Genomic DNA, 13,889 nt, shown 5'->3' with positions numbered 1-13,889 from the left:
CTGTCCATCAGCCTTAAGAGAGGAGCCAGCCTAACCGCTGGCTTTTTACTGTATGGGTGAATTTGAGCTGATTGAGAAGTACTTCAAGGTCCCCCACGCCCGCAAGGATGTGGTGCTGGGCCCGGGAGATGATTGCGCCCTGCTGACCCTGCCTGCGGATACCCAGCTGGCGGTGAGCACGGATACCTTGGTGAGCGGCGTCCACTTTTTCCCCGACATGGATCCGGTGGATCTCGGCTACAAGGCGCTGGCGGTCAACCTGTCCGATCTCGCTGCCATGGGCGCCGAGCCGCGCTGGGTCTCCATGGCCCTGACCCTGCCCGCCATCAACGAGGCCTGGGTCGCCGGTTTTGCCGAGGGATTCCTGGAACTCGCCGAGTACTACAACGTGGCCCTGGTGGGGGGAGACATGACCCGCGGGCCCCTCTCTATCACCGTCTCGGTGAAGGGATCCGTGCCCACCGGCCGCGCCCTGCTGCGCAGCGGCGCCAAGGCGGGGGACGGCATCTATGTGACCGGCACCCTGGGGGATGCGGCCCTCGCCCTTTCCCATCTGCTCGGCAAGCGGGTATTGAACGAGAACCAGCTGGCGGCCGTGCTGCCCAGGCTCGATCATCCCCATCCCCGCATCCTGGCGGGTCAGGCCCTGCGCGGGCTGGCAAACAGCGCGCTGGATCTCTCCGACGGCCTGGCCTCGGATCTCGGCCACATCCTCAAGGCCTCCGGCGTGCGGGCCCAGATCGATCTCAACCTGTTGCCCCTCTCACCGGTGTTGCAGGATGCGGTCTCCGCCGAGGCGGCCTGGCAACTGGCGCTGGCGGGTGGCGATGACTACGAGCTCTGCTTCACCGTGCCCCAGGAGCATCACGGTGCCCTGGACACGGCGCTGGCCAACTGCGGGGTCAAGTTTACCCGCATCGGCCGCATCCTGGCCGGGGAGCCTGGCATCGACTATCTGCTGGACGATCAACCGGTGGCGCTGGAGCTCAAGGGATGGGATCACTTCGCATGATGGCGTGGAACTGGGGCCGCCAGCTGGCGCCGACTGACTGGAATCGACAAGGATGATGATAAAACCCGAACTGAAACGGCTGAACCTGAGAAACCCGCGCCATCTGCTGGCGGTGGGCTTTGGCGCCGGGCTCTCTCCCTGGGCACCGGGCACCATGGGGACGCTGGTGGCAGTCCCGCTCTATTGGCTGGTGAGCGGGCTCTCCACCCCCTGGTTCATCGCCCTGCTGGCGGTGGGCTTCCTGGTGGGGATCTGGCTCTGTCAGGGAGCCACCGACGCCATCGGCATGCCGGATCACGGCGCCATCGTCTGGGACGAGGTGATTGGCTTTGGCGTCACAATGATAGCGGCCCCGGCCGGCTGGGCCTGGATACTGGCCGGTTTCGTGCTGTTTCGGCTGTTCGACGTGATCAAGCCCTGGCCCATCTCCTGGTTCGATCGCCGCATCCACGGCGGTCTTGGCATCATGCTGGACGATCTCATCGCCGGCCTGTTCGCCCTGTGCTGCATGCAGCTGTTGGCGTACTGGGTGCACTGACGGCCAAGGGGTGAATGCCTCAGCTCAAGGTCGCCTCGAGGGGGTAGACCGGCGAGCCCCTCGCTAGCGACGCAGGTCCGGCCATTGCCGGGCCTGCGTCGTTTTGTATGCAATCCCCTCGTTGACCCTTCGCCGAGCCTTTCCGGGGGCGGTGGAAGATGCTGCCTTCTCCCTATTTATCTCTGCTTATTTTTCCTTCATCCATATATGCTGCCGCCAAAAAATCATTTCACATAAATATTCACTACTCATTCGAGACTTGAATACTTGGGTGGCGTAGTGGATATGATTGGTTGTTATGATTTTGTTGACATTAAAATGATGCATTTTATGGCATTACCATCACAACATCTGGTAGTGTGATGTTTGTCGCTATTTTATACCTATGATGAAAGCGTTATCTGCGCAAAGTATTGCGAAATTGTATAACGGGATCATTTACACCCGCGGGCAAACCGACTAACTTACTCGCGGGTTATTCCAAAAAAATGCAAAAAACCCGCCCGGATCGCTGGTTTGACTGCCTCATGGATTGAGCGTTTTTCATGCAACACGAACACTCAAGATAACTGTCAAGGCACCACCAGCATCTGCGCTGATTTACGGACGAATTATTTGGGACGGATGTCCCCCGCAGAGGTAAACATGTCCTTGCTCGAAGTGAAAAACTTGCGGATCGAGTACCCCTCCCGCTACGGGGTGCTGGCCGCGGTGAAGGATCTCTCTTTTTCTGTCGAAAAGGGGGAGGTCGTCGGAGTGGTCGGTGAGTCAGGTGCCGGCAAATCCACCATCGGCAATGCCGTCATCGATCTGTTGAGCCCGCCCGGTCGCATCGCCCGTGGCGATATCTATCTCAACGGCGAACTCATCTCTGGCAAGAGCCAGAACGAGATGCGAGCCATCCGCGGCTCTCGCATCGGCTTCATCTTCCAGGATCCCATGACGTCCCTCAACCCGCTGTTCACCGTCGAACATCAGCTGGTTGAAACCATCCTGGCCAATACCGAACTCTCTCGCGAGGCCGCCCTTGCCAAGGCCCTCGAGTTGATGGCTGCGGTCGGGATCCCGCAACCGGAAGTACGCATCAAGCAGTACCCTCACCAGTTCTCCGGCGGCATGCGTCAGCGGGTGGTCATCGCCATCGCCCTCTCCGGCGATCCCGAGCTCATCATCGCCGATGAGCCGACCACGGCGCTGGACGTCTCCATTCAGGATCAGATCCTCCAGCTCATCCGCACCCTGTGCAAGGAGCGTCAGGTGGGTTGCATGCTGGTGACCCACGACATGGGCGTGGTCTCCAACGTCACTGACAAGGTGGCGGTCATGTATCGCGGGGATCTGGTGGAGTTCGGCACCACAGAACAGGTACTGGGGGCCCCGAACCATCCCTATACCCGCAGCCTCATCTCGGCGGTGCCCCGCTCCGATGTGAAGCTGGTGCGCTTCCCCCTGGTCTCCTACATCGAAGAGGCGGGTGCGGCGGATACCAGCATCGATCTCAAGACCCACTGGCTCGGCCAGAGTCAGGATGAGCGCGCCTATGAAGGGGCGCTGCTGCGGGTGGAGAACGTGGATCTGAGGTTCGTCACCAAGAACTCCATCTTCCCGAGCCGTCGCCAGTTCGTGCACGCCTGCAACAACATCAATTTCGAGATCTTCGAGGGCGAGACCTTCGGTCTGGTGGGGGAGTCCGGTTCCGGCAAGTCCACCATCGCCCGCGCCATCACCGGTCTCTATCCGCCTGATAGCGGCAACATCGTGTTCGAGGGCATCGATCTCACCGCCCTGAAAAGCGAGCATGCCCGTCGTCCGCTGCGCCGCCAGATGCAGATGGTGTTCCAGAACCCTTACTCGTCCATGAACCCGCGCATGAAGGTGCGTGACATCATCGCCGAGCCCATCCGCTTCCATAAGCTGGCGAGCAGCGAGAGCCAGATCGAGGGCATCGTCAGCGATCTGCTGGATCACGTGGGGCTGGGCCGCGGTGCCGGGGTCAAGTATCCCCACGAGTTCTCCGGTGGCCAGCGTCAGCGCATCTCCATTGCCCGTGCCTTGGCGACCCGCCCGCGCTTCCTCATCTGCGACGAGCCCACCTCGGCGCTGGACGTCTCGGTGCAGGCCCAGATCCTCAACCTGCTCAAAGACTTGCAGCAGGAACTCGGGCTCACCATGCTGTTCATCAGTCACGATTTGCCGGTCATCCGCCAGATGTGCGATCGCATCGGGGTGATGCGTCACGGTCATCTGGTGGAAGTGGCCGAGACCGAGAAACTCTTTACCAATGCCGAGCATGAGTACAGCCGCAAGCTGATTTCCCTCATGCCGGAATTTAAGGGAATGTCCCGCGAGGGGCTGGAGATCGCAAGCTAGGAAAGCCGAGTCAGGAAAAAGGCTTCGCCGATCTGTTTGTCAAAAAAAGTGTCAATAAAAAGCCAAAAGCATGGAGAAAGACATGAAGAAAGGATTATCCAAGATCGCCATGGCGCTGTTCGCCGCTGGCCTCGCGTTCAACGTCTCTGCCGCTGACATCAAGGTAGCCGTCGCCTCCGACGCCACCTCGCTGGATCCGCAGGAGCAGCTCTCCGGTCAGACCCTGGAGATGTCTCACCTGGTGTTCGATCCCCTGATGCGTTACACCCAGGATCTGCAATTCGAGCCGCGTCTGGCCGAAAAGTATGAGCGTATCGACGACAAGACCGTACGTTTCCACCTGCGCAAGGGCGTCAAGTTCCACTCCGGCAACGACTTCACCGCCGATGACGTGGTGTGGACCGTCAACCGTCTGAAGGCCTCCCCGGACTTCAAGGCCATCTTCGACCCCATCGCCGAAGTGAAGAAGGTGGATGATTTCACCGTGGATCTCATCACCGCCAAGCCGTTCCCGCTGGTGCTGCAGACCGTCACCTACATCTTCCCGATGGACTCCAAGTTCTACACCGGCAAGGATGAAGCCGGCAAAGACAAGGCCGAGATCGTCAAGAACGGCGACTCCTACGCCTCCACCCACGTCTCCGGTACCGGCCCGTTCAGCGTCAAGTTCCGTGAGCAGGGCGTGAAGCTGGAATACGTGCGCAACGCCAACTACTGGGACAAGGCCTCCAAGGGCAACGTCCAGAACCTGACCGTGGTGCCGATCAAGGAAGACGCGACCCGCGTAGCCGCCCTGCTGGGTGGTGACGTTGACATGATCTACCCGGTTGCCCCGAACGATCTGGAGCGTGTGAAGAACGGCAAGGATTCCCAGCTGGTGACCCTGTCCGGTACCCGCGCCATCATCATCGAGCTGAACCAGAACACCAACCCGGCGCTGAAAGACAAGCGCGTGCGTCAGGCGATCAACTACGCCATCAACCAGGTGGGTATCGTCGACAAGATCAACAAAGGCTTCGGCACCCCGGCCGGCCAGCTGAGCCCGAAAGGCTATGCCGGCTACAACGAGGCGCTCAAGCCCCAGTATGATCTGGCCAAGGCCAAGGAGCTGATGAAGGAAGCCGGTTACGAGAAAGGCTTCAAGGTGAGCTTCATCTCCCCGGCCGCCCGCTACGTCAACGACGTCAAGATCGCCCAGGCTGTCTCCGCCATGCTGTCCAAGATCAACATCAAGGTGGATCTGAAGACCATGCCGGTGGCCCAGTACTGGCCGGAGTTTGACAAGTGCGCCTCCGACATGCAGCTGATCGGCTGGCACGCGGATACCGAAGATACTGCGAACTTCTTCGAGTTCCTGACCTTCACCAAGGATGCCAAGACCGGCATGGGTCAGTACAACTGCGGCGGTTATGCCAACGCAGAAGCTGACAAGATGGTGATGGATGCGAACACCGAGACCGATCCGGCCAAGCGCGCCGCCATCCTGCAGAAGGTGGAAGCCATGCTGATCGACGACGCCGCCTATGTGCCGCTGCACTGGGAAGATCTGGCCTACGGTGCCAAGAAGAACGTCGATATCAAGCCGGTGGTCAACGTGATGAACTTCCCTTACCTGGGTGACCTGGTGGTCAACAAGTAAGCGAAGCGCTAAGGAAGGACCTGGCGGGGGTGGTCATTGCTGGCGCCCCCGCCATTAACAGAAGCCTGTGCCACGACACAGGCCACGTAGAAGGACAAGCATGTTTACATTCCTGCTGAAACGGTTCTATCAGGCCGTGATAGTGATGTTCGTCATCAGCCTGGTCGCCTTCTCCATCCAGGACAACCTGGGGGATCCGCTGCGCGAGCTGGTGGGACAATCCGTCTCCGAGTCCGTGCGCCAGGAGCTGCGCGACAAGATGGGCCTCAACGATCCCTTTTTGGTGAAATACAGCCGCTTCTTGCAGAACGCGGTGCAGGGGGATCTGGGCACTTCCTACTTCTTCAAGCGACCGGCTCTCGAGGTGATCCTCGACAAGCTGGTGGCTACCCTTGAGCTGGTGTTTGCCGCCGCCATCATCATCGTCGTTGTCTCCATTCCGCTGGGGGTATATTCGGCGATCAGGCCACGCAGCGTGCTCACCAAGCTCATCATGGCGGTCAGCAGCATCGGTATCTCGATCCCGGTCTTCCTGACGGCCATCATGTTGATGTATCTCTTCTCCATCCAGCTGGGCTGGCTGCCGGCCTATGGCCGTGGCGAGACCTACAACCTGCTGGGCTGGGAGTCGGGCTTCTTCACCTGGGACGGGATCTTGCACCTGATCCTGCCCGCGGTGTCGCTCTCCTCCATCATGCTGCCGCTGTTCATCCGGCTGGTGCGCTCAGAGATGCTGGAGCAACTCTCCTCCGAGTACGTCAAGTTTGCCCGCGCCAAGGGGCTGGACAACAACAAGGTCTACTATCAGCACGCCCTGAAGAACACCATGCTGCCGGTCATCACCGTCGGCGGCGTGCAGATCGGTACCATGGTGGCCTACACCATTCTGACCGAGAGCGTATTCCAGTGGCCGGGGACCGGCTTCCTGTTCCTCGAGGCAATCCACCGGGTCGATACGCCGCTCATCACCGCCTACGTCATCTTCGTGGGTCTCATCTTCGTGGTGACCAATACCCTGGTCGACCTGCTTTACGGGTTCATCAACCCGACCGTTAACTTGACCGCCAAGGGGTAAGCATCATGAGTAAGGCTATGACTGCAAGCCCAAGCCGTTGGGCACGTTTCAAGAACTCTGACATCGTCTACTACTTCCTGCGGGACAAGGTAGCCATGTTCAGCTTCGCGGTGTTTGTGGTGTTCGTGCTGGGGGCCCTGCTGGCGCCCTGGCTGGCCCCCCATAACGTCTACGATCTGACCAGCTTCGATCTGATGGATGCGGAACTGCCACCCTCCTGGCTGGAAGGGGGCGAGGAGCGCTTCTGGCTCGGCACCGACAACCAGGGCCGCGATATCTGGAGCACAATTCTGTACGGTGCCCGCATCTCCCTGACCATCGGCCTGTTCGCGGTGGCACTGCAGTTGCTGCTCGGCATCGTCATCGGCCTGCTGGCGGGCTATTTCGGTGGCCGTATCGACAACCTGCTGATGCGTTTTGCCGATGTGCAGCTCTCTTTCTCCACCATGATGGTGGCCATCATCATCTCCGCCATCTTCCAGGCGACCTTTGGCTCGGAGTTTTACTCCAAGTTCGCCATCCTGATGCTGGTGGTGATCATCGGTATCGCCGAATGGCCGCAATATGCCCGGACGGTGCGCGCCTCGGTGCTGGCCGAGAAGAAGAAGGAGTATGTGGAAGCGGCCCAGGTGATGGGGTTCCGTGCCCCGCGCATCATGTTCCGCCACATTCTGCCGAACTGCCTGTCGCCCATCCTGGTCATCTCCACCGTGCAGGTGGCGAACGCCATCATGAGTGAGGCCGCGCTCTCCTTCCTGGGGCTCGGCATGCCGGTGGATCAGCCGTCTCTGGGGTCCCTCATCAGTGTGGGCTTCAACTACATCTTCTCCGGCTCCTGGTGGATCACCGCCTTCCCGGGGATCTGCCTGGTGGTGCTGGTGCTGGTGATCAACCTGCTCGGTGACTGGCTGCGGGATGTGTTCAACCCCAAGATCTACAAAGGCTAAGACCCGAGTCGATAATTGAAGCAATCAAAAAGGGCGCCATGATGGCGCCCTTTTTCGTGACTGGATGGTCATCAGGCCTGTTGCCAGGCCTCGATGCTGGCGAGGATACCAGTGCCATCGAGCCCCAGCAGGGTGTAGATCTCCTCCTGGGTGCCTTGCTCGATAAAGCGGTCTGGCAGCCCGAGATTCAGTACCGGTTTGCACTGTTTGCTGCGCATCAGCAGCTCGTTCACCGCGGAGCCGGCGCCGCCCATGATGGCGTTGTCTTCCAGGGTGACGAATTGGTCGTGGGTCGCGGCAAGGGAGAGCACCAGCGCCTCGTCCATGGGTTTGACGAAGCGCATGTCCACCAGGGTGGCATCCAGCGCCTCGGCGGCGGCCTTGGCCTGGTGCAGCAGGGTACCGAATGCCAGGATGGCGATGCCCTTGCCGTCACGGACAATGCGCCCCTTGCCTATCTCCAGCGCCGTCATCTCATTCTGGACCTCGATGCCGCAGCCGCTGCCACGGGGGTAGCGCACCGCCGCAGGCAGGTTGCACCGGTAGCCGGTGTAGAGCATCTGGCGGCACTCGTTCTCATCGGACGGGGTCATCACCACCATGTTCGGCACGGTGCGCAGGAAGCTGATGTCGAAGGCCCCCTGATGGGTGGGGCCATCGGCGCCCACCAGACCGGCCCGGTCGATGGCAAACAGCACCGGCAGCTTCTGCAGTGCCACGTCGTGGATCAACTGGTCATAGGCCCGCTGCAGGAAGCTCGAGTAAATAGCCACCACGGGTTTCTGATCCGCGATGGCGAGCCCGGCGGCGAAGGTGACCGCATGCTGCTCGGCGATGGCCACGTCGAAATAGCGATCCGGATACTGCTGGCTGAATTTGACCAGCCCCGAGCCCTCGCGCATGGCGGGGGTGATGCCGACCAGCTTCTCGTCCTTCGCGGCCATGTCGCACAGCCACTGGCCGAAGATGGCGGAGAAGGTCGGCTTGCCGCCGCTGCTTTTGGGCAGGGTGCAGTCGTCCGGATTGAACTTGGGCACGGCGTGATAACCGATGGGATCCTTCTCGGCGGGCTCGTAACCCTTGCCCTTCTTGGTCTTGACGTGCAGCAGCTGGGGACCCTTGAGGTTGCGCATGTTGCGCAGGGTCTCGACCAGGGCGCCGATGTCATGGCCGTCGATGGGGCCGATATAGTTGAAGCCGAACTCCTCGAACAGGGTGCCGGGCACCACCATGCCTTTCAGATGTTCTTCTGCCCGCTTGGCCAGCTCCTTGACCGGGGGAACCCCCGCCAGCACCTTCTTGCCACCCTCGCGGATGGTGGTGTAGAGCTTGCCGGACATCAGCCGGGCCAGGTGGTTGTTCAGCGCCCCGACATTCTCGGAAATGGACATCTCGTTGTCATTGAGCACCACCAGCATGTCCTTGTGGACGTCGCCCGCGTGGTTGAGGGCCTCGAACGCCATGCCGGCGGTGATGGCCCCGTCGCCGATGACGGCGACCACCTTGCGTCCCAGCCCTTCGTGCTCGGCGGCAACGGCCATGCCGAGCGCGGCACCGATGGAGGTGCTGGAGTGGCCGACACTGAGGACGTCATACTCGCTCTCGTCGCGCCAGGGGAAGGGGTGGAGACCATCCTTCTGGCGGATGGTGTGAATGCGATCGCGCCGACCGGTCAGGATCTTGTGGGGATAGGCCTGATGGCCCACGTCCCAGACCAGCCGATCGAAGGGGGTGTTGTAGACATAGTGCAGGGCGACCGTCAGCTCGACGGTGCCAAGACCGGAGGCAAAGTGACCGCTGGAGCGGCTCACCGAGCGCAGCAGGTATTCGCGCAGCTCGTTGCACAGCACGGGCAGGCGCTCGAAGGGCAGGGATCGCAATTCGACCGGCGTGTCCGCGAGGGCCAGGTTGGGGTATTCGCTTATATCAACGCTCATCTTGTTACTGTTATCCAGCGTTTAGTGGGTTCGCTCGATGATGTAATCGGCAAACGCTTCCAGAATGTCGGTATTGTAGGGCAAGGATTGCAGGGCTGTTAAGGCCTTGTCATGCAGTTCGCGAGCCAGCTCACGGGCATTGTCGAGTCCGAGCAGGGCCGGATAGGTACTCTTTTCCAGCGCCAGATCCGAGCCTTGCGGCTTGCCCAGGGTCGCGGTATCGCCGGTGATGTCGAGGATGTCATCCTGCACCTGGAAGGCGAGACCGATGGCGGCCGCATAGGATTGCAGGGCGGCCAGGGTCTGTGGCGCGACATCTTCCTTGCACAGGGCACCCAGGGTGACGGCGCATTCGATGAGGGCGCCGGTCTTGTGACGATGCACCTGTTCGAGTTCGGCGAGGCTGACCCGGCGGCTCTCGGCTTCCAGATCCAGTGCCTGACCACCGCACATGCCGAGGTAGCCGGAAGCACGGGCCAGGGTGCTCAGCATCCGTACCCGGTTGGCCAGCAGCGTCTCGGGAAGGGGGTGGTCGGCCAGGATGGAAAACGCCAGGGTCTGCAGGGCATCTCCCGCCAGGATGGCGGTGCCTTCATCAAAAGCCTTGTGTACCGTCGGTTGGCCGCGACGCAGATCGTCGTCATCCATGGCGGGCAGGTCGTCGTGCAGCAGGGAGTAGGCGTGGATGCACTCCACCGCGGCGGCGGGGCCGTCGAGTCGCTCACTCGGAACGCCCAGCATCTCGCCCACGGCATAGACCAGGAAGGGACGCACCCGTTTGCCACCGAGCAGCAGCCCGTATTTCATGGCATCCCGCAGACGGGGGGCCATGGGGGGAAGGGCGTCAAGCTGCGCCGAGAGACAGTCGTCGATGCGCTGGCGGTGCAGGCGGGTGAAGTCGTCCAGGGTCACTCACTCCTCTCCTTGCTCAGGGGCGAAGGGAACCGCCTGTTCGCTGCCGTCGGCCTGGGTCAGCAGGATCTGGATTTTCTGTTCGGCCTGCTCCAGCTTCTGCTGGCCAGCCCGTACCAGGTGAATGCCTTGTTCAAACTGCTTGAGTGCCTCCTCGAGGGGGAGTGAGCCTTGTTCGAGCTGATGCACTATGGTTTCCAGCTCTTCCAGGGTGGCGTCAAAACTCAGGCGGTCGATTTTTTTACTGGCCATGTCCATCCTCGGGGATTGAAAAAACGGCTCATCTTAACATCGACCGGGCAGCGGGGGGAGGCAGAAAAGCGCAGAGTGCTCAAACTATCGCGCGGTTGGCCGATAAGCTGGGACTGGCATCCAGTGATTGCCTGATGGTTATTGCCTTGTATCGGGCTTGCTGCTCGCGGCGCAATAGCAGAAAATTCAACGCAGTATAAAAAATGGCAACTTAGATGACAGGAGTAGGGACGTGGATTTAGGCAGTCTGATAGGCATAGTGCTGGGCTTTGGCGTCGTCATCTATGGCATGTTGTTGGGCGGTCCGGTGACCATGTATGTGGATATGCCGTCGGTCTATATCACCATATTGGGCTCCCTGTTCATCTGCATGATGAAGTTCAACCTCAACCAGTTTTTCATGGCCTTCAAGGTGGCGGGCAAAGCCTTCATGTATAAGGGGGACAAGCTTGATGACCTCATCGCCAAGGCTGTCGAACTGGCCGATGCCGCGCGCAAGGGCGGTTTCCTGGCCCTGGAGGCGGCGGAGATCCCCAATGCCTTCATGAAGAAGGGCATCGACATGCTGGTGGATGGTCACGACGCCGATGTGGTGCGGGCCGTGATGGAAAAGGACATCGACCTGACCTCTGAACGTCATGTCACCGCCATCAAGGTGTTTCGCTCCCTCGGGGATCTGGGGCCGGCCATGGGCATGATAGGTACCCTGGTGGGGCTGGTGGCCATGCTGGCCAACATGAGCGATCCCAAGTCCATCGGTCCGGCCATGGCGGTGGCCTTGCTGACCACCCTCTATGGCGCCATCGAGGCCAACATGATCGCCATTCCCATCGCCGACAAGCTGGAACTGCGCAGCGGCGAGGAGCGGCTGAGCCGTACCCTGATCCTGGACGCCATCATGGGGATCCAGGACGGTCAGAATCCGCGGGTGATCCAGGCCATGCTGCAAAACTACCTGCACCAGTCCAAGCGCAATAACGGGATCGAGTAGGAGCCGTCATGTCAAAGTGCAAGTGTCCGCCTCCCGGTCTGCCCGGCTACATGGGCACCTTCGCCGATCTGATGTCGCTGCTGATGTGCTTCTTCGTGCTCTTGCTCTCCTTTGCCGAGATGGATGTGCAGAAGTTCAAGCAGATAGCGGGATCCATGGAGAAGGCGTTTGGGGTGCAGAACATCCTGGAGGTGAAGGACATCCCCAAGGGCACCTCCGTCATCGCGCAGGAGTTCAGGCCTGGGCGGCCCGAGCCGACCCCTATCGATACCATCATGCAGCAGACCATCGATCTGACCCAGACCGAGCTGGAATTCCAGCCCGGCGACTCGGATCAGGCCGGCGGCAAGGACAAGACGGACGGCAACCTGACGGGGGGCGACAGCGCCCATCAGGCCCAGAAGGCGCAGGAGCAGTCCAACGCCCTGGCGAAATCCCTGGCCGAGCAGATGCAGGCCCAGATCCAGGACGGCGCCATCGAGATAGAGGCGTTGGGGCAGCAGATCATCATTCGCATACGTGAAAAGGCGGCATTTCCTGCTGGCTCTGCCTTCCTTCAGCCCCAGTTCTGGCCGGTGATCCGCAAGGTGGCTGCGCTGCTCAAGGATGTGCCGGGGGAGATCACCGTCTCCGGTCATACCGATGATGTGGCCACCCAGGACGAACTGTTCCAGTCCAACTGGGAGTTGTCTTCCCAGCGCGCAGTGGCGGTGGCCCACCAGATGATCAAGGTGCCGGGGTTTGATTCCAACCGACTGGTGGTGCAGGGCATGGCGGATTCCCAGCCGCTGGTGCCCAACAACAGCCCGGAGAACAGGCGCATGAACCGACGGGTGGAGATCTCCATCATGCAGGGCAAGCCGACCGTCTCGGCTCCCATCGGCGTGTCGGAAGGCGGGCCGGTTTCCCCCTAAAGCGCGATCCCGCTCTCAGGGGCTTCCATGGATTTTGTGGCAGCTTCATATTAAGATGCCCCATCCGAACCGATAGCTGCGGCTCTCTTTGATTGCCGCAGCTTCTCTTTATAAAGCAACCCAGGTTTCGACTATGAATCATACTCCGATGACTGTTCGCGGCGCCGAGAAGCTGCGCCAAGAGCTCGACTATCTGAAGAGCGAGCTGCGTCCCCAGATTATCGAAGCGATCGCTGAGGCCCGTGAGCATGGTGATCTGAAAGAAAACGCCGAATACCATGCCGCTCGTGAACAACAGGGTTTCTGTGAAGGCCGCATTCAGGAGATTGAAGGCAAGCTCTCCAATGCCCAGGTGATCGACATCACCAAGATCGCCAACAATGGCCGCGTCATTTTTGGTGCGACCGTGACCTTGCTGAAAAGCGAGACGGAAGAGGAAGTGGTGTACCGCATCGTGGGTGATGACGAGGCGGACATCAAACAGAACATGATCTCCGTGAACTCTCCCATCGCCCGTGCCCTGATCGGCAAGGAAGTGGACGACGTGGCCATCGTCAAGACCCCTGCGGGTGACGTGGAGTACGAGATCCTGGCAGTCGAATATCTCTAAACTAAGGGATGTGACTGACGAAACAGGGGAGCCCGGCTCCCCTGTTTGCATTCACTCCGCCTGATATTCCCGGGTGAAGGCATCCTGGTGGCGCAGGAAGATCCAGTCCCGCAGTCGCTCCCTGTCTACCTGACCTAGTTGGTACTGCAGCGCCCAATCCTGTCCCGGTCGATGGGACCTGATGGGTCTTATCAGGGTGGCGGTGATTGGCAGAGGGAGAAGGCTTTCGATCAGCAGGATCCCGTCGAACGTATTGCCCCTGCCAAGGGTTGGGGGCAATCCCGTTGCGATGAGGCCACCCACCGAGAGGCTGGGAACTTCATAGGTTCCATCCGCCGTCTGCAAGCTGGCGCTGACATCGAGGCGCCAGGGGCGCAGATGAGCATGGCCCAGCTCGGAAATGGCCGGGGCTGCGATGCGCAGTTCGCCGTGGCCCTCCTCCTGCTCGGTGTTGTAGAGAGGGAAGCGCAACTGATGGCCGGCGATGCGGGCTTCGAGCACCAGGGCGTCGGCACGTTGCAGCAGGCTTTGCAGGGGAGGGTTCAGGTAACCCCGCAGGAACTGGCCGGTGGCCATCTCCTCGGCGTTTCCCAGCTCCCGCAGCATGGTCAGCTCCTCATCGGTGAGGATTGGTTGCTTGTCCATAGAGGTATCCGCAAGTATTCATCGCAGGTTAAGGGCCTGATGACTAT

At 60.5% G+C, this 13,889-nt stretch carries 13 protein-coding genes; 9 read left to right on the top strand and 4 right to left on the bottom strand.

Annotation, left to right across the window (positions count from 1 at the left end):
* Positions 1–52: 52 nt before the first annotated feature.
* The 6 genes from thiL (at position 53) to VZC39_RS15405 (ending at position 7,581) form a co-directional block, all read left to right on the top strand.
* On the top strand, positions 53–1,012 hold the full coding sequence (thiL, locus tag VZC39_RS15430; RefSeq protein WP_434663689.1) for a thiamine-phosphate kinase: 960 nt from the start codon (positions 53–55) through the stop codon (positions 1,010–1,012).
* A gap of 55 nt (positions 1,013–1,067) precedes the next feature.
* On the top strand, positions 1,068–1,550 hold the full coding sequence (locus tag VZC39_RS15425) for a phosphatidylglycerophosphatase A family protein (RefSeq protein WP_349922521.1): 483 nt from the start codon (positions 1,068–1,070) through the stop codon (positions 1,548–1,550).
* 645 nt (positions 1,551–2,195) lie between these two features.
* A complete protein-coding gene (locus VZC39_RS15420; RefSeq protein WP_349919192.1) occupies positions 2,196–3,920 on the top strand; it encodes an ABC transporter ATP-binding protein in 1,725 nt (574 codons plus the stop codon).
* Positions 3,921–4,002: 82 nt separating this feature from the next.
* Positions 4,003–5,559, top strand: coding sequence for an ABC transporter substrate-binding protein (locus VZC39_RS15415; RefSeq protein ID WP_349919190.1), 1,557 nt, complete (start codon positions 4,003–4,005; stop codon positions 5,557–5,559).
* A gap of 100 nt (positions 5,560–5,659) precedes the next feature.
* Positions 5,660–6,634: an ABC transporter permease gene (locus VZC39_RS15410; protein WP_349919188.1), complete on the top strand. Its 975-nt coding sequence runs from the start codon at positions 5,660–5,662 to the stop codon at positions 6,632–6,634.
* Between the two features lie 5 nt (positions 6,635–6,639).
* Positions 6,640–7,581, top strand: a complete 942-nt coding sequence (locus tag VZC39_RS15405) for an ABC transporter permease (RefSeq protein ID WP_349919187.1) — start codon at positions 6,640–6,642, stop codon at positions 7,579–7,581.
* A 71-nt stretch (positions 7,582–7,652) separates the two neighbouring features.
* On the opposite strand, the gene dxs is transcribed toward VZC39_RS15405, so the two are convergent.
* From dxs to xseB, 3 genes are read right to left on the bottom strand one after another with little or no spacing between them, the layout of a single operon-like run.
* A complete protein-coding gene (dxs, locus tag VZC39_RS15400) occupies positions 7,653–9,518 on the bottom strand; it encodes a 1-deoxy-D-xylulose-5-phosphate synthase (protein WP_349919185.1) in 1,866 nt (621 codons plus the stop codon).
* 21 nt (positions 9,519–9,539) lie between these two features.
* Complete coding sequence (gene ispA / locus VZC39_RS15395; RefSeq protein ID WP_349919184.1) at positions 9,540–10,430, bottom strand: (2E,6E)-farnesyl diphosphate synthase; 891 nt, start codon at positions 10,428–10,430, stop codon at positions 9,540–9,542.
* A complete protein-coding gene (gene xseB, locus VZC39_RS15390) occupies positions 10,431–10,682 on the bottom strand; it encodes an exodeoxyribonuclease VII small subunit (RefSeq protein WP_349919182.1) in 252 nt (83 codons plus the stop codon).
* A gap of 232 nt (positions 10,683–10,914) precedes the next feature.
* Between xseB and pomA the strand changes: the two genes are divergently transcribed.
* The 3 genes from pomA to greA all read left to right on the top strand — a co-directional run bounded on the left by pomA (position 10,915) and on the right by greA (position 13,197).
* Positions 10,915–11,673: a flagellar motor protein PomA gene (gene pomA / locus VZC39_RS15385; protein ID WP_349919181.1), complete on the top strand. Its 759-nt coding sequence runs from the start codon at positions 10,915–10,917 to the stop codon at positions 11,671–11,673.
* A gap of 8 nt (positions 11,674–11,681) precedes the next feature.
* Positions 11,682–12,587, top strand: coding sequence for a flagellar motor protein MotB (locus tag VZC39_RS15380; protein WP_349919179.1), 906 nt, complete (start codon positions 11,682–11,684; stop codon positions 12,585–12,587).
* Positions 12,588–12,720: 133 nt separating this feature from the next.
* Entirely contained in the window at positions 12,721–13,197 is a 477-nt protein-coding gene (gene greA / locus VZC39_RS15375; protein ID WP_349919177.1) for a transcription elongation factor GreA, read from the top strand.
* Between the two features lie 51 nt (positions 13,198–13,248).
* On the opposite strand, the gene VZC39_RS15370 is transcribed toward greA, so the two are convergent.
* Positions 13,249–13,842, bottom strand: coding sequence for a PilZ domain-containing protein (locus tag VZC39_RS15370; RefSeq protein WP_349919176.1), 594 nt, complete (start codon positions 13,840–13,842; stop codon positions 13,249–13,251).
* Positions 13,843–13,889: the final 47 nt, after the last annotated feature.

Source organism: Aeromonas sp. NJAU223, assembly GCF_051125555.1.
Classification (GTDB): Bacteria; Pseudomonadota; Gammaproteobacteria; order Enterobacterales; family Aeromonadaceae; genus Aeromonas; species Aeromonas veronii_G.
The sequence above is the reverse complement of the archived record's forward strand: the minus strand, read 5'-3'. Positions and strand labels throughout refer to the sequence as shown.

Coding starts and splice junctions, on each gene's coding strand:
- thiL (WP_434663689.1), top strand. CDS start 53: ATGGGTGAATTTGAGCTGATTGAGAAGTACTTCAAGGTCCCCCACGCC.
- VZC39_RS15425 (WP_349922521.1), top strand. CDS start 1,068: ATGATAAAACCCGAACTGAAACGGCTGAACCTGAGAAACCCGCGCCAT.
- VZC39_RS15420 (WP_349919192.1), top strand. CDS start 2,196: ATGTCCTTGCTCGAAGTGAAAAACTTGCGGATCGAGTACCCCTCCCGC.
- VZC39_RS15415 (WP_349919190.1), top strand. CDS start 4,003: ATGAAGAAAGGATTATCCAAGATCGCCATGGCGCTGTTCGCCGCTGGC.
- VZC39_RS15410 (WP_349919188.1), top strand. CDS start 5,660: ATGTTTACATTCCTGCTGAAACGGTTCTATCAGGCCGTGATAGTGATG.
- VZC39_RS15405 (WP_349919187.1), top strand. CDS start 6,640: ATGAGTAAGGCTATGACTGCAAGCCCAAGCCGTTGGGCACGTTTCAAG.
- dxs (WP_349919185.1), bottom strand. CDS start 9,518: ATGAGCGTTGATATAAGCGAATACCCCAACCTGGCCCTCGCGGACACG.
- xseB (WP_349919182.1), bottom strand. CDS start 10,682: ATGGCCAGTAAAAAAATCGACCGCCTGAGTTTTGACGCCACCCTGGAA.
- VZC39_RS15380 (WP_349919179.1), top strand. CDS start 11,682: ATGTCAAAGTGCAAGTGTCCGCCTCCCGGTCTGCCCGGCTACATGGGC.
- greA (WP_349919177.1), top strand. CDS start 12,721: ATGAATCATACTCCGATGACTGTTCGCGGCGCCGAGAAGCTGCGCCAA.
- VZC39_RS15370 (WP_349919176.1), bottom strand. CDS start 13,842: ATGGACAAGCAACCAATCCTCACCGATGAGGAGCTGACCATGCTGCGG.